16 protein-coding genes are annotated in these 15,830 nt (G+C 71.0%); 13 read left to right on the forward strand and 3 right to left on the reverse strand.

All coding sequences use genetic code 11. The features are described 5' to 3' along the window. The first annotated feature begins 22 nt into the window (after positions 1-22). The 11 genes from mrdA (at position 23) to ACZ7JA_RS06365 (ending at position 12,450) form a co-directional block, all read left to right on the forward strand. Positions 23-2,275, forward strand: a complete 2,253-nt coding sequence (gene mrdA, locus ACZ7JA_RS06315) for a penicillin-binding protein 2 (protein ID WP_470807456.1) — start codon at positions 23-25, stop codon at positions 2,273-2,275. Further along, entirely contained in the window at positions 2,272-3,471 is a 1,200-nt protein-coding gene (gene rodA, locus ACZ7JA_RS06320) for a rod shape-determining protein RodA (protein ID WP_351659333.1), read from the forward strand. Before mrdA ends, rodA begins: the two co-directional genes overlap by 4 nt. A gap of 52 nt (positions 3,472-3,523) precedes the next feature. Next, the gene (locus ACZ7JA_RS06325) at positions 3,524-5,023 is read left to right on the forward strand and encodes a CYTH and CHAD domain-containing protein (RefSeq protein ID WP_389446729.1); all 1,500 of its coding nucleotides are present in this window, start codon (positions 3,524-3,526) and stop codon (positions 5,021-5,023) included. A gap of 70 nt (positions 5,024-5,093) precedes the next feature. Continuing rightward, on the forward strand, positions 5,094-7,022 hold the full coding sequence (locus ACZ7JA_RS06330) for a TIGR03960 family B12-binding radical SAM protein (protein ID WP_470807458.1): 1,929 nt from the start codon (positions 5,094-5,096) through the stop codon (positions 7,020-7,022). Between the two features lie 91 nt (positions 7,023-7,113). Beyond that, entirely contained in the window at positions 7,114-8,031 is a 918-nt protein-coding gene (locus ACZ7JA_RS06335; RefSeq protein WP_351660164.1) for a DUF5996 family protein, read from the forward strand. Positions 8,032-8,412: 381 nt separating this feature from the next. After that, positions 8,413-8,958 carry a DoxX family protein gene (locus ACZ7JA_RS06340; protein WP_351659340.1) on the forward strand — a complete coding sequence of 182 codons (546 nt, stop codon included), beginning with the start codon at positions 8,413-8,415 and terminating at the stop codon, positions 8,956-8,958. A 208-nt stretch (positions 8,959-9,166) separates the two neighbouring features. Continuing rightward, positions 9,167-10,579 (forward strand): condensation domain-containing protein, encoded by a 1,413-nt coding sequence (locus ACZ7JA_RS06345; protein ID WP_470807460.1) that lies wholly within the window; start codon positions 9,167-9,169, stop codon positions 10,577-10,579. Positions 10,580-10,778: 199 nt separating this feature from the next. After that, positions 10,779-11,021 carry a hypothetical protein gene (locus ACZ7JA_RS06350; RefSeq protein ID WP_351659346.1) on the forward strand — a complete coding sequence of 81 codons (243 nt, stop codon included), beginning with the start codon at positions 10,779-10,781 and terminating at the stop codon, positions 11,019-11,021. Positions 11,022-11,075: 54 nt separating this feature from the next. Next, on the forward strand, positions 11,076-11,420 hold the full coding sequence (locus ACZ7JA_RS06355) for a hypothetical protein (protein WP_351659348.1): 345 nt from the start codon (positions 11,076-11,078) through the stop codon (positions 11,418-11,420). A 159-nt stretch (positions 11,421-11,579) separates the two neighbouring features. After that, positions 11,580-11,882 (forward strand): hypothetical protein, encoded by a 303-nt coding sequence (locus ACZ7JA_RS06360; RefSeq protein WP_351659351.1) that lies wholly within the window; start codon positions 11,580-11,582, stop codon positions 11,880-11,882. Positions 11,883-12,105: 223 nt separating this feature from the next. Next, positions 12,106-12,450 (forward strand): hypothetical protein, encoded by a 345-nt coding sequence (locus ACZ7JA_RS06365; protein ID WP_470807463.1) that lies wholly within the window; start codon positions 12,106-12,108, stop codon positions 12,448-12,450. A 190-nt stretch (positions 12,451-12,640) separates the two neighbouring features. On the opposite strand, the gene ACZ7JA_RS06370 is transcribed toward ACZ7JA_RS06365, so the two are convergent. From ACZ7JA_RS06370 to ACZ7JA_RS06380, 3 genes are all read right to left on the reverse strand, one after another. Next, a complete protein-coding gene (locus tag ACZ7JA_RS06370; protein ID WP_351659356.1) occupies positions 12,641-12,928 on the reverse strand; it encodes a hypothetical protein in 288 nt (95 codons plus the stop codon). Positions 12,929-13,048: 120 nt separating this feature from the next. Further along, positions 13,049-13,333, reverse strand: coding sequence for a hypothetical protein (locus ACZ7JA_RS06375; RefSeq protein WP_351659359.1), 285 nt, complete (start codon positions 13,331-13,333; stop codon positions 13,049-13,051). 205 nt (positions 13,334-13,538) lie between these two features. Beyond that, positions 13,539-14,045: a hypothetical protein gene (locus tag ACZ7JA_RS06380; RefSeq protein ID WP_351659362.1), complete on the reverse strand. Its 507-nt coding sequence runs from the start codon at positions 14,043-14,045 to the stop codon at positions 13,539-13,541. Positions 14,046-14,524: 479 nt separating this feature from the next. Between ACZ7JA_RS06380 and ACZ7JA_RS06385 the strand changes: the two genes are divergently transcribed. Continuing rightward, a complete protein-coding gene (locus ACZ7JA_RS06385; RefSeq protein ID WP_470807465.1) occupies positions 14,525-15,331 on the forward strand; it encodes a hypothetical protein in 807 nt (268 codons plus the stop codon). A 74-nt stretch (positions 15,332-15,405) separates the two neighbouring features. Then, positions 15,406-15,681, forward strand: coding sequence for a hypothetical protein (locus ACZ7JA_RS06390; protein WP_351659367.1), 276 nt, complete (start codon positions 15,406-15,408; stop codon positions 15,679-15,681). Positions 15,682-15,830: the final 149 nt, after the last annotated feature.

The raw sequence follows: 15,830 nt of genomic DNA on the forward strand, positions 1-15,830 counted from the left end.
CTGAGAGGGGGAGACAGCCGCAGTGACCAACATTCCCGAGACCGGACGGACCCCACGGGTCCAGATCCGCCTCGTCGTCATCCAGATCCTCGTGCTCTCCCTTCTCGGCACCCTGGGCGGCCGCCTGTGGTACCTGCAGATCCGCGAGGGCGCCGCGTACCAGAAGGAGGCCTCCGGCAACCACGTCCAGCAGGTCGTCGATCCCGCCGTGCGCGGAGACATCCTCGACGCCCGCGGCGTGCCACTCGCCGACAACGAGACCCGCCTGGTCGTCTCCGCCTCCCGCACCGACCTGCTCAAGCAGGCGGACGACGGCAAGGCCGTCCTCACCAAGCTGGCCGGCGTCCTCGGCATGAAGCCCGCCGACGTCATGCGCAAGGTCCGGCTGTGCGACGCCGAGACCCCGCAGCCCTGCTGGAACGGCTCGCCCTACCAGCCCATCCCGATCACCGACGAGGCCACCGCCAAGCAGGCCCTGCAGATCCGCGAGCGCGCCGAGGACTTCCCCGGCATCACCGCCGAGCCGGAGGCCGTGCGCCGCTACCCGGGCCCGGGCAAGTCCAACACCTCCCAGGTCCTCGGCTACCTCTCGCCGGTCACCGACGAGGAGATCCAGAAGGCCAAGGACACCGACTCGCCCTACCTGCGCTCCGACATGGTCGGCCGCTCCGGCCTCGAGCGCCAGTACGACAAGGTGCTGCGCGGCAAGGCCGGCGTCACCCGCTACGAGGTGGACAACCTCGGCCGGGTCATCGGCAAGGCCCAGTCCGACGCGGCCGAGTCCGGCTCCAACCTGGTCACCAGCATCGACTCCCGGGTGCAGCGCGTCGCCGAGTACGAGCTGGACAAGGCGATGAAGGTCGCCCGCCAGCAGTACGACAAGATCACCGGCGAGAACTACAAGGCGGACTCCGGCGCCGTCGTGGTCATGGAGGCCAAAACCGGCCGGATAGTCGCCATGGCCTCCGCCCCGACCTACGACCCGAACGTCTGGGTCGGCGGCATCTCCGCCAAGGACTACAAGGCCCTCACCGGCAAGGACTCGGACTACCCCCTGCTCAACCGGGCCATCCAGGGCCAGGCCGCGCCCGGCTCGACCTTCAAGGTGGTCTCCACGGCCGCCGCGGTCGAGGCCGGCTACCCCTTCGACGGCCGCTACCCCTGCACCAGCTCCTACTCCGTCGGCAGCCAGGTCTTCAAGAACTTCGAGGGCGAGAACTTCGGCCCCATCTCCCTCGGCCGGGCCCTGGAGGTCTCCTGCGACACCGTCTTCTACGGTCTCGCCGACAGGGAGTGGAAGCGCGACGGCGGCATCAACCCCAAGAAGGGCAAGCCGAAGGACTACTTCTACAAGGCCGCCCACCAGTTCGGCCTCGGCAAGGAGACCGGCGTCGACCTGCCCAACGAGGTCACCGGCCGCGTCCCGGACCGCCAGTGGAAGCTGGACTACTGGAAGGCCAACAAGGACGCCTGGTGCAAGTCCGGCAAGAAGGACGGCACCTACGTCGAGAAGATCGCGTACGAGAACTGCCTCGAGGGCAACAAGATGCGCGAGGGCGACTCGATCAACTACTCCATCGGACAGGGCGACACCCTGGTCACCCCCATCCAGGAGGCCGCGATCTACGGCGCCGTCGCCAACGGCGGCACCATGTACCAGCCCACCATCGGCAAGGCGATCGTCAGCGCGGACGGCAAGAAGGTCACGGAGATCAAGCCGAGGAAGAACGGCCGGCTGCCGGTCTCCAAGGCCACCCTCGCGGGCATGAACGACGCCTTCGCCGGCGTCATCACGCGCGGTACCGCCGCCTGGAAGTTCGGCGGCTGGCCCCAGGACAAGATCCCGCTGCACGCCAAGACCGGCACCGCCGAGGTCTACGGCAAGCAGACCACCTCCTGGCTCGCCACCTACTCCAAGGACTACACGGTGATCATGACGATCGCCCAGGCCGGTACGGGTTCCGGAGCCTCCGGTGAGGCCGTGCGCAACATCTACAGCGCGATGTACGGCGTCGGCGGCGACGGCTCCATCGACAAGAACAGGGCCCTGCTGCCCGAACCGCAGAAGAGCCTGCCCAAGGTCCGCGCCGACGGCACCATCGCCTCCCCGAAGATCACCGGCGATCCGGCCAAGGACGTCGAGGCCTCCCAGCAGGACAACCCCAGCAACGACGACGGCGGCCAGACCCCGGCCACCTCGCCCTCGCCCACCACGGGCAACCGCGACACCCGAAGGCGCCACCGCAGGCGGGGGAGCCGGAGGACGCTCACATGACCAGCCCGAACAGCTTCTCCGTCTCCGGCTACGGACCCGAGCGGGCCGGCTGGACCCGGCTCTTCGCCCGCGACTCACTGGCCCGCCGGCTCGACTGGCCGATGCTGCTGTCGGCACTCGCCCTCTCCGGCATCGGCTCCCTGCTGGTCTACTCGGCCACCCGCAACCGCACCGAGATCAACCAGGGCGACCCGTACTACTTCCTGCTCCGGCACCTGATGAACACCGGCATCGGGCTCGCCCTGATGATCGGCACGCTCTGGCTCGGCCACCGCGCCCTGCGCAACGCCGTGCCGATCCTCTACGGCCTGTCCGTCTTCGGCATCCTGGCCGTGCTGACCCCGCTCGGCTCCACCGTCAACGGCGCCCACTCCTGGATCGTGCTCGGCGGCGGCTTCTCGTTGCAGCCCTCGGAGTTCGTGAAGATCACGATCATCCTGGGCATGGCCATGCTGCTCGCGGCCCGGGTCGACGCCGGCGACAAGAAGTACCCCGACCACCGCACGGTCCTGCAGTCCCTGGGCCTGGCCGCCGTACCCATCCTCATCGTGCTGCTGATGCCCGACCTCGGATCGGTCATGGTCATGGTGGTCATCATCCTCGGCGTGCTGCTCGCCTCCGGCGCCTCCAACCGCTGGGTCTTCGGCCTGATCACCGCCGGCACCGTCGGCGCCATCGCCGTCTGGCAGCTGCACATCCTGGACGAGTACCAGATCGCCCGCTTCGCCGCCTTCGCCAACCCCGACCTCGACCCGGCCGGCGTCGGCTACAACACCAACCAGGCCCGCATCGCCATCGGCTCCGGCGGCCTCACCGGCGCCGGCCTCTTCCACGGCTCGCAGACCACCGGCCAGTTCGTCCCCGAGCAGCAGACGGACTTCGTCTTCACGGTCGCCGGGGAGGAGCTCGGCTTCGTCGGCGCCGGCCTGATAATCCTCCTCCTCGGCGTCGTCCTGTGGCGCGCCTGCCGCATCGCCCGCGACTCCACCGAGCTGTACGGCACGATCGTCGCCGCCGGCATCATCGCCTGGTTCGCCTTCCAGGCCTTCGAGAACATCGGCATGACGCTCGGCATCATGCCCGTCACCGGCCTGCCCCTGCCCTTCGTGTCCTACGGCGGCACGTCGATGTTCGCGGTGTGGATCGCAGTCGGCCTCCTGCAGTCCATCAAGGTGCAACGTCCGATGTCCGCATAACCGAACCGCACGAAAGGGGACTGAGCAGGCGTATCGCGGCTAGATTCTGTTCATGGCGGATACGAAACGCGAGATCGAGCGCAAGTACGAAGCCGAAGAGAACGGGCTGCCCGACCTGACGGGTGCCGGCAAGGTGGCGGACGTCCTCGACGAGGGCCTGGTCGAGCTGGACGCCACCTACTACGACACCGCCGACGAACGCCTGGCCGCCGCCGCCCTGACCCTGCGCCGCCGCACCGGCGGCTCGGACGCCGGCTGGCACCTGAAGTTCCCGGTCGCCCCCGGCGTCCGCGACGAGATCAGGGCGCCCCTGTCCGACACCGTGCCCGAGGAACTCGCCGCCCTGGTCCGCTCCCGGGTCCGGGGCGCCGAACTGGTCCCCGTCGTCCGGCTCCGCTCCGCCCGGGACGTACGGCACCTGGTCGACGCGGACGGCGCGCTGCTGGCCGAGGCCAGCGTGGACACGGTCACCGCCGAACGGCTCAACCGGGCCGGCGGCACCACCCGGTGGACCGAGATCGAGGTGGAACTGGCCGAAGGCGCCGACCCGGCCCTCCTCGACAAGGTCGACAAACGCCTGCGCAAGGCGGGCGTACGGCCGTCCACCTCACCGTCCAAGCTGGCCCGTGCGCTGGAGCGGACCGGCGGCACCCGGACCCGCTCCGCCAAGCCCGCACCCCCCGTGACCGCCGGCGACCACGTCCTCGCCTACCTGCGCGAGCAACGCGACGAGATCCTCGACCGCGACCCGGCCGTACGCAGGGACATCCCGGACTCGGTGCACAAGATGCGCGTGGCGACCCGCCGCATGCGCAGCACCTTCCGCACCTTCCGCACGGTCCTCGATCCCGCCGTCACCACCCCCGTCGCCGCCGAGCTGAAGTGGCTGGCCCGCGAGCTGGGCGCCGACCGCGACCAGGAAGTGCTGGCCGAGCGCCTCACCAACGCCCTGGACGAACTCCCGGGCGAACTGGTCCTCGGCCCCGTGCCCCAGCGCGTCGCCGCCTGGGCCGAGGCCCGGCACGGCAGCACCCGCGGCCACCTCCTCGCCATCCTCGACTCCGCCCGCCACCAGGCGCTGCTCGACACCCTCGACGCCCTTCTCGCCGACCCGCCCCTGCGCGGCAAAGCCGCCCGGAAGCCCGCCAAGGTGCTCGCCAAGGCCGTGCGCAAGGACCTCGCCAAGGTCGCCCGCCTGATCACCCACGCGCTCGACCTGCCGCCCGGCCAGGAACGCGACGTCGCCCTGCACGAGGCCCGCAAGAAGGCCAAGCGCACCCGCTACGCCGCCGAGGCCGCCATCCCCGCCCTGGGCTCCCCGGCCACCGCCCTGGCCAAGTCGATGAAGTCCCTCACCTCCCTGCTGGGCGACCACCAGGACAGCGTCATGGCCCGCCACACCCTGCGTGAGTTCGCCGCGGTCGCCCACGCGGCGGGGGAGAGCACCTTCACCTACGGCCTGCTGTACGGCCGGGAGGAGCGGCGGGCGGCAGCGGCGGAGGCCGAGCTGCCCGGCCTGTGGGCGAAGATCGAATCGGAGGCGTCCGTCTGAGCGTACGGGGCAGCCCCCGGAGCGGGTTAGGCTGAATGGTCACCCCTGTCAGCTCATGAAGGTTCGCGAGATGCCTGTCGAGTCGGTTTTTCCGCAGCTCGAAGCTCTGCTCCCCCACGTGCAGAAGCCGATCCAGTACGTCGGCGGTGAGCTCAACTCCACCGTCAAGGACTGGGACGAGTGCGACGTCCGCTGGGCGCTCATGTACCCGGACGCCTACGAGGTCGGACTGCCCAACCAGGGCGTCATGATCCTCTACGAGGTACTCAACGAGCAGGAGGGCGTCCTCGCCGAGCGCACCTACAGCGTGTGGCCGGACCTCGAGGCGCTGATGCGGGAGCACGGCGTCCCGCAGTTCACCGTGGACACCCACCGCCCGGTGAAGTCGTTCGACGTGTTCGGCCTCAGCTTCTCCACGGAGCTGGGCTACACGAACATGCTCACCGCCCTGGACCTGGCGGGCATCCCGCTGGAATCCCGCGAGCGCACGATCGACGATCCCATCGTGCTGGCCGGCGGCCACGCGGCCTTCAACCCGGAGCCGATCGCCGACTTCATCGACGCGGCGGTCATCGGCGACGGCGAGCAGGCCGTCCTCGACATGACCCGCATCATCCGCGAGTGGAAGGCGCAGGGCCGCCCCGGCGGCCGCGAGGAGGTCCTGCTCCGCCTGGCGAAGACGGGCGGCGTCTACATCCCCGCGTTCTACGACGTGGAGTACCTCCCCGACGGCCGGATCGGGCGTGTGGTCCCCAACCGGTCCGGCGTCCCGTGGCGTGTCTCCAAGCACACGGTCATGGACCTGGACGAGTGGCCCTACCCCAAGCAGCCCCTGGTCCCGCTCGCCGAGACGGTGCACGAGCGGATGTCGGTCGAGATCTTCCGCGGCTGCACCCGCGGCTGCCGCTTCTGCCAGGCCGGCATGATCACCCGCCCGGTGCGCGAGCGTTCGATCACCGGCATCGGCGACATGGTCGACAAGGGCCTCAAGGCCACGGGCTTCGAGGAGGTCGGCCTCCTCTCGCTGTCCTCGGCGGACCACTCGGAGATCGGCGACATCGCCCAGGGCCTGGCCGACCGGTACGAGGACGACAAGATCGGCCTGTCGCTGCCCTCCACCCGTGTCGACGCCTTCAACATCGACCTGGCGAACGAACTGACCCGCAACGGCCGCCGCTCCGGCCTCACCTTCGCCCCCGAGGGCGGCTCGGAGCGCATCCGCAAGGTCATCAACAAGATGGTCTCGGAAGAGGACCTGATCCGGACCGTCTCCACGGCCTACGGCAACGGCTGGCGCCAGGTGAAGCTGTACTTCATGTGCGGCCTGCCGACGGAGACCGACGACGACGTCCTGCAGATCGCCGACATGGCGACGCACGTGATCCAGAAGGGCCGCGAGGTCTCCCGGTCGAACGACATCCGCTGCACGGTCTCGATCGGCGGCTTCGTCCCCAAGCCCCACACCCCCTTCCAGTGGGCGCCGCAGCTCTCCGCCGAGGAGACCGACGCCCGCCTGGAGAAGCTCCGCGACAAGATCCGCGGCGACAAGAAGTACGGCCGCTCGATCGGCTTCCGCTACCACGACGGCAAGCCGGGCATCGTCGAGGGCCTGCTCTCCCGCGGCGACCGCCGCATCGGCGCCGTCATCCGCGCGGTCTACGAGGACGGCGGCCGCTTCGACGGCTGGCGCGAGCACTTCTCCTACGACCGCTGGATGGCGTGCGCGGACAAGGCGCTCGCCCCCTTCGGCGTGGACGTCGACTGGTACACCACCCGCGAGCGCACCTACGAGGAGGTCCTCCCCTGGGACCACCTCGACTCCGGCCTGAACAAGGACTGGCTCTGGGAGGACTGGCAGGACGCCCTCGACGAGACCGAGGTCGAGGACTGCCGCTGGACTCCCTGCTTCGACTGCGGCGTCTGCCCGCAGATGGACACGAGCATCCAGATCGGCCCGACCGGCAAGAAGCTCCTGCCTCTGACCGTGGTCAACAAGTAGCCGACCGGACCTCGTGGGCTCCGGCTCCGGCGCGGATGCCGGACGCCGTCCACGAGGTCATCATGGGACCGTGACGGAGCTATTCCCACCGATGCCGTTGGCGGAGTGGCGGGACACCAAAGAGACCCTGCACCGCTTCGAGCAGATCGTCGGCAAGATCCGCCTGGCGTCGAGCGCCAGGCGGAACCACTGGTGGAACGTCCCGTTCCATCTCACGGGACGGGGCATCACCACGCGCCCGATGGGCCAGGTCGACGGGAATCCGATCTTCACGATCGACTTCGACTTCGTCGACCACCGGCTCGTCGTCGCGACGCTGGACGGCGAGGAGCGGTCCTTCCCGCTCACGGGCCAGTCCGTCGCGTCCTTCCACGACGCGACCCTGGCCGCTCTGGCCGCGCTGGGCGTCCGGGCGGACATCGCCCTTCCCAGGCCCTTCGACCTGCCCGACGCGGGCCGGCCGTTCGCCGAGGACACCGAGCACGCGACCTATGATCCGCAGGCCGCCAACCGCTACTGGCGGATCCTGAGCCAGGTGGCGTCCGTGCTGGAGGAGTTCGCGGCGGGCTACTCGGGAAAGAGCAGCCCGGTGCACCACTTCTGGCACACCTTCGACATCGCCCACAGCCGGTTCTCCGGGCGGCGGACCGACCAGCCCCGGCAGGCCGACCCGGTCACCCGGGAGGCGTACTCCAGGGAAGTGATCAGCTTCGGCTTCTGGTTCGGCGACGACACCTTCACCGAGCCCGCCTTCTACTCCTACACCGCCCCCGAGCCCGCCGGCCTGGCCGGGGAGCCGCTCAGCCCCGCGTCCGCGCGGTGGGTCACGCGCGGCGAGAGCCACCTGGCCGTGCTGCCCTACGACGCGGCCCGCGCCGAGCCCGATCCCCGTGCCGCCGTCCTCGCCTTCTACGAGAGCGCCTACCGGGCCGGGGCCGGACGCGCCGAGTGGGACATCGCGACGCTCGCGTGCCCCGGAGGCGTCACGGACGCGGTCCGGCGAACCTGACCCCGGCCGGGCGGGCCGGGCTCGAACCCGCGCCCGGTCAGCCCGCTTCCCGTGCGACCCGCAGGTGGATCGGGCCGCGGAGGATGGGGCTGCGGCGGTACGGCGGGGGGTCGGTGACCAGGCGGGGCCGACACTGACCCTGTCGGGAAAAAGCCTAGTCCTGGCGTATATCGCCCGCACACCGGCGAAGTGTCGCCTCGCGCCGCGGGGCAAGTCGTCCGGATCACGGCGTCCGGATGCCCGATGCCGTTCCCGGCGCAAGGATCGTGTGTGGAGCAGGTGCTCCGCCGTCCCTGCGGGGCCCGGCCCGCCACCGGTTGCTCGGCGTCCGCCCGAGCTGGGGGAAGACGCCCGTTCCGGCGTTCCGACCGGAGCACTGCCATGTTGACCAAGCGCATCCTGAACCGCCCCGCCCGTTCCGGGGAATCGGTGGCGCGTCCCGTCACCGCCGCCGACGCCGGCCTGCTGCTCATCAGACTGGCCTTCGGCCTGCTGATGGCCGCCCACGGGGCCCAGAAACTCTTCGGGCTCTTCGGGGGCCCGGGCCTCACCGCGACCGGCAAGGGCTTCGCGGGGCTCGGCTACCGACCGGGACGGCTCTACGCCGTGATCGGAGGTCTGTCCGAGTTCCTCGGCGGACTGGGCCTGGCTCTCGGACTGCTGACGCCGCTGGCCGCCGCCGCCCTGATCGGGGTCATGATCAACGCGATGGCCACGGTCACCGGTGCCCACGGTCTGTGGGAGGCGGACGGAGGTGTCGAGTACAGCGTCTGCATCGCGGTCGTCGCGCTGGCCGTGGCCGCCATCGGTCCCGGCCGGCTGGCGGCCGACCGCTTCTTCGCCTGGGGAGGGGGCGGCTGGAAGGCGGCCGCGTTCGCCCTCGGCCTGGGCGGTCTCGGCGCCGCGATCACGCTGAGCCTCCTGTGAACCCGCACCGGCCGCGGCCCGCGACCCGGCGGAACACCCGAGCCGCCGGGAACCCACAGGTCAGGCACGGCGGAGCGTTAACTCCGCATGATCGCTTCGCCGTTCGACGCGTCACACGTCCCGCTGAAATGGCGGCGACACGGCGGCCGCCGCTCGCGCGCGGCTCCCCCTTCATCAAGCTGGTGTCTTCTGCGAAGGAGACGCCACCGTGCGAATTTCTGACATCCAGCGCTGCGAGGTCCGGCCCGGACGACTCGTCGAGTGGACGTTCAGCCCTGCGACCGTCGAGGCCGCGGCGGTGCTGCCGCCGGACCCGCGGCCGCCGGCGTACATCCAGGAGTCGCACATCCGGACGGCCCGTTCGGTGCGGGAGGACGGACTGTTCGTACCCACCTGGCTGGGCACCGCGTTCGACCTGCCGGGGCCGGCCGACCTCGACGCGCTGGAACGGGCGCTGCGCGCCTGGACGTTGCGCCACGAGACGCTGCGCAGCGGCTTCCGGCTGGCCGACGACGAGATGCAACGGTTCACCCTCGACGAGGACGACGTGTCCCTGCACCGCGAGGTGGTGGGCGACTTCGCCGACGCCAACGCCCTGATCCGGTACCTGCAGGACCGATTCGACGTGGCGGCGGACGCGCTCGGCTGGCCGAACCTCATCTACGCCGCGGTCGTCCGCAAGGACGCCACCAGTGTGTACATGGCCTTCGACCACACCAACGTCGACGCCTACTCGCTCCAGCGCATCCCCGACGAGATCCGCGAGTTGTACACCGCGGACGTCACGGGGCGACCTGCGGCCGGCACGCCTCCCGGCAGCTACGTCGACTTCTGCGAGCAGGAGCGGACGAGCGCGGACGGGATCGACGACACCCACGCGATCGTCGACCGGTGGCGGGAGTTCATCGGCCGGTGCGACGGACGGCTTCCGGAGTTCCCCGTCGACCTCGGGCTGCGGCCCGGTGACCCGCTGCCCACCCAGAAGCTGGTGTGCGAGCCCCTCGTCGACGCGGACGCGGCCGCCGCGTTCGAGGCGTACTGCAGGCCCTACGGCGGCAGCCTGGTGGGCGTCCTGGCCGCGACCAGCCTGATCGTCCACGAGCTGGGCGGGCAGCCGGTCTACCGCACGGTCGTGCCGTTCCACACCCGGCTGAAGTCCGCGTGGTCGGACTCGGTCGGCTGGTACGTCGGCGGCGCCCCGATCGAGGTGCCCGCCGCGCGGGACCTCGAGGGCGCGCTCGCCACGGTCCGTGCCGAGCTGAGGGCCAACCGGTCGCTGGCGCGCATTCCGCTGGCCCGCGTACTGCGGCTGCTGGGCACGGGCTTCCGCCCGACCTCGCCCGACATGTACTCGATCATCTCGTACGTGGACGCCCGCCCCACGCCCGGATCGGCCCGCTGGGCCGAGCAGAACGCGTTCGGGCTGATCCGGGTGTCGTACGGCGACCAGGTGTGCGCCTGGGTCAACCGGCTGCACGAGGGCCTGTGGTTCGCCTGCCGGTACCCGGACACCGAGGTCGCGTACAAGAACGTACGGCTGTACGTGGAGGCGCTGCGCGACCTGATCCTCTCCGTGCCCGCGCACGGTCGCCTGCGGGTCGCGGAGCCGGCTTTCCTCTGACGAACTTCCGCCCACCGCACCGGAGTTCGGCAACACGACGCCGTGTGCGGTCAATTGGCGTCCCCGCGGTGACCTCTGCGGGGTTGTCCGGCCCCCGGCCGGACCGGCGATGTGGAATGTGCCATATCGCTACTGCTAGTGTCTGGCCCGTCACGCTAGGCAATCAGTTTCGTTGTTCAGGTAAAGGACCGAGGGTTCCATGCGCAAGTTTCAGCAGGTCGTGATCGCAGCAGTGGCGGCCGGTGGACTGTCCGCCGTCGGCGTCGGCACGGCGGCCGCCGTCACCTCCGACAACGGGCCGAAGGTGTCCGACTCCTACCGCCCCTACCAGGAGTGCAGCCCGCAGACGGTGGCCGAGAACAGCATCCCGGTCGGCGTGCTCGGCATCGCCGGCACCCTGGACACCACCTGCGGTCAGTACAACACCGCCTTCAACGGCTGAGTCCGGCCCGGCGCGACCGGTTCCCGGGCGCCCTCGCAGAGAAAGACGCAGCACATGTTCAGCAGGATGAAGATCGCGGCCGTCTCGGGGCTCGTCGGCGGCCTCACCGTGGCCTGCGCCGGCATCACCCCGGCGTTCGCCGCGGCAGGTCCGACGCCCTGTACTCCCGACCTCCAGGGCAACATCAGCTGTACGCAGCGGATCACGGGTGAGGTGCCCGAGGGCGGCGTCATGCCCCACCGGGAGACCTGCGTGCCGGTGCAGCCCGTGAGGCTGCCCGCCGCCCTCGGCGCCGGGGTCACCCGGCTCGGACCCGAGGTCACCTGTGATCCGGCGACGACGGGCGTGCCACCCGAAGAGAGCGACGGCGAGAAGGGGTTGTTCGGCCTCATGTCCTGAGCGCCGGGAGGCCCGGCCGTCCGGCCCCGCCGGACCGCCGCCGCTGGAGTTGCGGATACGACATGGGGAGTGTAGATCCTCGGCAACTACGGAGAGTGTGTATATCCTCACACCACGTAGTCGATCCGGGCACTCGCCCGGGTAAGAAAGGGTCATTCCATGCGTAAGTTTCAGCGCGCTGCAATCGTAGCGGCGGCGGTGGCCGGACTGTCCATGCTCGGGGCCGGAGCCAGCTTCGCCGGCGAGAACGACGCGCCTCCGGCGATCAGTGCGGTGGCCAACTCCTCGGCCAACGCCGTCGCCGTCGGTGGCGGCTACTACGTCCAGCCGCAGGGCCAGCCGGAGGAGCAGCCGCAGGCCCAGCCGCAGGAGGAGCAGGCCCAGCCGCCGCAGGAGGAGCAGAAGAACGACGAGCCCGAGCAGGGCTACGGCGAGCACGGCGAGCACGGCGAGGACCAGTAACGACGTACTCCGTCCACCGGTGTCCTGGTGACACCGTGGCGAAGACAGCCCGGGCGCGCGCCGGCCGTAACGGCACGCGCCCGGGCTGCGTCCATTCCGCCGTCGGATGTGCCGGACGACAAGTCCGGCCGCCGGGGGCGGTGTTCAGGAACATCGGCCCGGACGCACGCCGGTCACAGGCGAGGCGTCCGGGCCTGCCGTTTTGAGAAAGGGGACACCACACATGTTCAACGCAAGGAAGATCGCCACGGTCTCGGGGCTCGTGGGGAGCCTCGCCGCGCTCTGCCTCGGCGGCGGCCAGGCGCAGGCGGCCGGGCTCCCGGGCGGCTGCCAGAGCACCGCGCAGGGCGGCACCGTGTGCGTCCAGAAGAACGACTCCCGGGTCGACAAGGACGGCACGCACATCGTCCAGCAGAAGCAGGACTGCTCGACGGCCGACCGTCCGCACGTGATGTTCTCGGGGGACGAGGCCACCGGCGAGGAGTCCACGAGCACCGGCCAGGTCGTGGACTGCTCCAACACGGCGGAGCTGCCCAAGGGTTTCAAGAAGCCGCACCTCGACTTCTGAAGGCCGCCGGCACGGGCGGACCGCCGCGGAAAGCGGCGAGCCCCGGTGTCCCGACCGCGGGTCGGGACACCGGGGCTCGCCGTGCGGCCCGTCAGGGGCCGGGGTCGAAAACGCCGATGGTCCCGGCGCCGGGCGTGGGCCGCGGTGCCGGGACCATTCGCTGCACGGCGTCGGTGCGCCGGAGCGGGGCTCAGAAGGCGGTGTTGTTGCAGCCCATGGTCGAGCCGATCTTGGTGGCCTGCGCGCCGGGGTTGCCCTCGCCGTTCAGCAGGTTGCCGCCGAGGCCGTTGGCGATGCCGACCTCGCCGAGGACGTCGGCGTTGAGGTCGTGCGAGCGGCAGGTGCTGCTCTGCTGGATGTTGAACTCGTCGCCGCTCTTGCCGCCCCAGCCTTCGCCGGCGTGGGCGGCGCCCGCCCCGAAGAACCCGGCGCCGGCGATGGTGGCGATGAGGAGGGCGGTCGTGCGGAGCTTGCGCATGTGATCTCCCGAGGAGTGAGGGGGGTGAGGTCCGTGGGGAACGTCATCGGTCCCGGCACCGGGCGCGGGCCGCGGTGCCGGGACCGATCACACTCCGGCGTCGGTGCGCCGGAGCGGGGCTCAGAAGGCGCTGTTGTTGCAGCCCATGGTCGAGCCGATGTGGGTGTTCTGGGCGCCCGGGCTGCCCTCGCCGTTCAGGCCGTTGCCCAGCACGCCGTCGAGCAGGCCGACCTCACCGAGCAGGTCCAGGTTCAGGTCGTGCGACTTGCAGTTCGAGCTCTGCGTGATGTTGAACCTGTCACCGTGGTCGCCGCCCTTGCCGCCCGCGGCGTGGGCCGTGCCGCCGACGAGTCCGAGGCTGCCGATGGCGGCGACCAGGACGGCAACATTGCGAAGCTTGCGCATGTCATCTCCGGTGGAGTGGGGGGTGCGATCTGTGGCAGATCGACGTTTTACAGTTACGGGACATTAGTGCGTAATATCCCAAAACGGGCAACGACGCGCCGTTCTTTGATCACGCCTCTCGGAGAAACCCGTACCGCGCAGCGGATATGACGGACCGTCGGATCGCGTGCCGTCCGGGCCGGGCCCGGACGGGGGCGTCCGGCTGTCAGTACTGCTGGGCGCTGGCCAGGGAGTTCGACTGGCTGTTGGCCTGGGTGCAGTCGACGCCACGGGTCTGCGCGGCTGCCAGCAGGGCGACCGGGACGTTCGCGTCGAGCAGGTTCTGCGGGCTGCACTCCTGGTACGGGCGGAACAGGTTGCTCTGGCTCACCGCACCGCCCTGGTTGACCGTCTGCGGGGCGCCCTGCGGGCTCTGCTGGGCCTGGGGCGAGATCTGGGGACTGATCTGCGGGTTCAGCTGCGGGTTGAGCTGGGGGGCGACCTCGGCGCCGCGCTCCGGGGCGGCGGCCGCCTGCCGCGGGGCCGGCGAGCCGTAGGTCTGCGCGGTCGCCTGGGAGGAGGTGGCCGACGCGGCCTGGGCGTCCGGCTGTGACACGGGTGGCGGAACGGTCCCGTTGTAGGTGGCGGGGGCGGCGGAGCTCGGGCCGGCGCCGACGGCGGACAGACCGCCCGCAGCTGCGATGACGAGCGCGACGTGCTGAAGCTTGCGCATGGAATCCTCGGCCCTTCGTTGACCTGTGCGCGGAACCTGGTGAAACGGTGACGGTGCGGAACGGCCTTCGCTGTCCCGCTGCCCGGCGCGGCCGACGGCTGCGATGGACCGTCGCGTCCGGCCCGTGGGGAACGAGGCGAAAACGGCCGCGGACACGGCCGCGGGCCGGGGGTCACCCATTCGACGCAAAGGCGCAGGCCGCAATGTGCCGTGACGCCTCTCACCGGGATGTGGCAAATGGGTGACAGGCCTTCCGGCACCCGTGACCACGGCGTGGGAATTCTCGTTCCGACGGGGAGAGGGCAGCGAGGTGGACTCTCTAAGGGCGAGGAATTTCGCTGCCCGCTTCACGCGACGTCCGCGTGCCGATCAGGAGCAACGCTACTGACGGTGCGGTGTGAATATCGCACCGATTATGCGCGTGACGGCACCGAACGCAATTGCTTTCCCTTTTCAGGTATCGAAGGGCCGAGGGTTTCATGCGCAAGCTTCACAAGGCCGCGCTCGTTGTAGCGGCGGCCGGCGGTCTGTCCGTCATCGGCGTAGGCGTCAGCCATGCCGATTCTCCAGTCGGACAGGGCAGCGCCGCACCGGCGCCGGGTCCCGATCAGCAGGCCCCGCAGGGCTACGCCCCGGCCCCCGCTCCACAGCCGGCGCCGCAGGCCTACGCGCCGGCGCCCGCCCCGGCCCCGCAGCCGGCGCCTCAGGCGTACGCTCCCGCCCCGGCCCCGCAGCCGGCGCCTCAGGCGTACGCACCCGCCCCGGCCCCGCAGCCGGCACCGCAGGCCTACGCTCCCGCCCCGGCCCCGGCTCCGCAGCCGGCCCCCCAGGTCTACGCCCCGGCCCCGGCTCCGCAGGCGCCCCAGACCGGGTACGCCTCGGCGTCGGCCGTGTCGCAGGGCTCGGCCCAGGCCACGGCGGCGCCGTACGCGCCGCAGCAGTACCCGCAGCAGCCGTACGCGCAGCCGGCGCCGTACCCGCAGCAGCAGCCGTACCAGCAGCCGGCGCCGTACCAGCAGGCCGCTCCCGCGCAGCCGGCGCAGGTCGTCCCGCAGGTCATGCCCCAGGTGATGCCCCAGGTCGCCCCGCAGGTGGCCATGCCCCAGGCCGCCCAGGAGCCCCCGGCGCATGTCGCCCCGCAGGTGAACCCCCAGGTCAACCCGCAGGTGAACCCGCTCGTCAACCCGATCATCGCGCCCCCGAGCGGCCCTGGGCTGTCTCCGGTCGGCCTCGGTCAGGTCGCGGCGCCGCCGGTCGGCCAGCTCGGGCTTCCCCGGCTCGGCTGACCGCCCCGCCGCGGACGCCCGCGGCGCCACCGATCCACTCCCGTCGTAGATCCCCCCGAAACAACGGAGAACCCATGCGCAAGCTCCACAAGGCCGTCCTCGTCGGCGCCATGCTCGGCACCGTCGGCTCGTTCGGCGCCACCACCGCCTCCGCACACGGTGAGCCCGGCCACGACATCGACGTCACGCAGGGCGTCGAGTGCCGTTCGCACGACATGAACATCGAGGTGCTCGGCAGCGTCGGCGCCCTCACCGGCCTCGCGGGCAACCTGCTGAACGGCGAGGGCAACCCGGGCGCGCAGCAGAGCCACCTCGGCTCGGACATGGGCTGCAACAACCAGGCGTTCTGACCGGCCCCGCCCAGCGGCGGACCGGCTCGAACCGGCCGGAGGGCGCCCGCGGATCAGGGATCCGCGGGCGCCCCGCGCTGTTGCGGGGTCTGTGGCCCGGCGTTGGAATCGAGTGTGTGGCATTTTGGCGGCGCAGGGTCCGCCGGCCG

This window comes from Streptomyces sp. NPDC038135 (genome assembly GCF_055601245.1).

Coding starts and splice junctions, on each gene's coding strand:
- rodA (WP_351659333.1), top strand. CDS start 2,272: ATGACCAGCCCGAACAGCTTCTCCGTCTCCGGCTACGGACCCGAGCGG.
- ACZ7JA_RS06325 (WP_389446729.1), top strand. CDS start 3,524: ATGGCGGATACGAAACGCGAGATCGAGCGCAAGTACGAAGCCGAAGAG.
- ACZ7JA_RS06330 (WP_470807458.1), top strand. CDS start 5,094: ATGCCTGTCGAGTCGGTTTTTCCGCAGCTCGAAGCTCTGCTCCCCCAC.
- ACZ7JA_RS06335 (WP_351660164.1), top strand. CDS start 7,114: ATGCCGTTGGCGGAGTGGCGGGACACCAAAGAGACCCTGCACCGCTTC.
- ACZ7JA_RS06340 (WP_351659340.1), top strand. CDS start 8,413: ATGTTGACCAAGCGCATCCTGAACCGCCCCGCCCGTTCCGGGGAATCG.
- ACZ7JA_RS06350 (WP_351659346.1), top strand. CDS start 10,779: ATGCGCAAGTTTCAGCAGGTCGTGATCGCAGCAGTGGCGGCCGGTGGA.
- ACZ7JA_RS06355 (WP_351659348.1), top strand. CDS start 11,076: ATGTTCAGCAGGATGAAGATCGCGGCCGTCTCGGGGCTCGTCGGCGGC.
- ACZ7JA_RS06360 (WP_351659351.1), top strand. CDS start 11,580: ATGCGTAAGTTTCAGCGCGCTGCAATCGTAGCGGCGGCGGTGGCCGGA.
- ACZ7JA_RS06365 (WP_470807463.1), top strand. CDS start 12,106: ATGTTCAACGCAAGGAAGATCGCCACGGTCTCGGGGCTCGTGGGGAGC.
- ACZ7JA_RS06370 (WP_351659356.1), bottom strand. CDS start 12,928: ATGCGCAAGCTCCGCACGACCGCCCTCCTCATCGCCACCATCGCCGGC.
- ACZ7JA_RS06375 (WP_351659359.1), bottom strand. CDS start 13,333: ATGCGCAAGCTTCGCAATGTTGCCGTCCTGGTCGCCGCCATCGGCAGC.
- ACZ7JA_RS06380 (WP_351659362.1), bottom strand. CDS start 14,045: ATGCGCAAGCTTCAGCACGTCGCGCTCGTCATCGCAGCTGCGGGCGGT.
- ACZ7JA_RS06385 (WP_470807465.1), top strand. CDS start 14,525: ATGCGCAAGCTTCACAAGGCCGCGCTCGTTGTAGCGGCGGCCGGCGGT.
- ACZ7JA_RS06390 (WP_351659367.1), top strand. CDS start 15,406: ATGCGCAAGCTCCACAAGGCCGTCCTCGTCGGCGCCATGCTCGGCACC.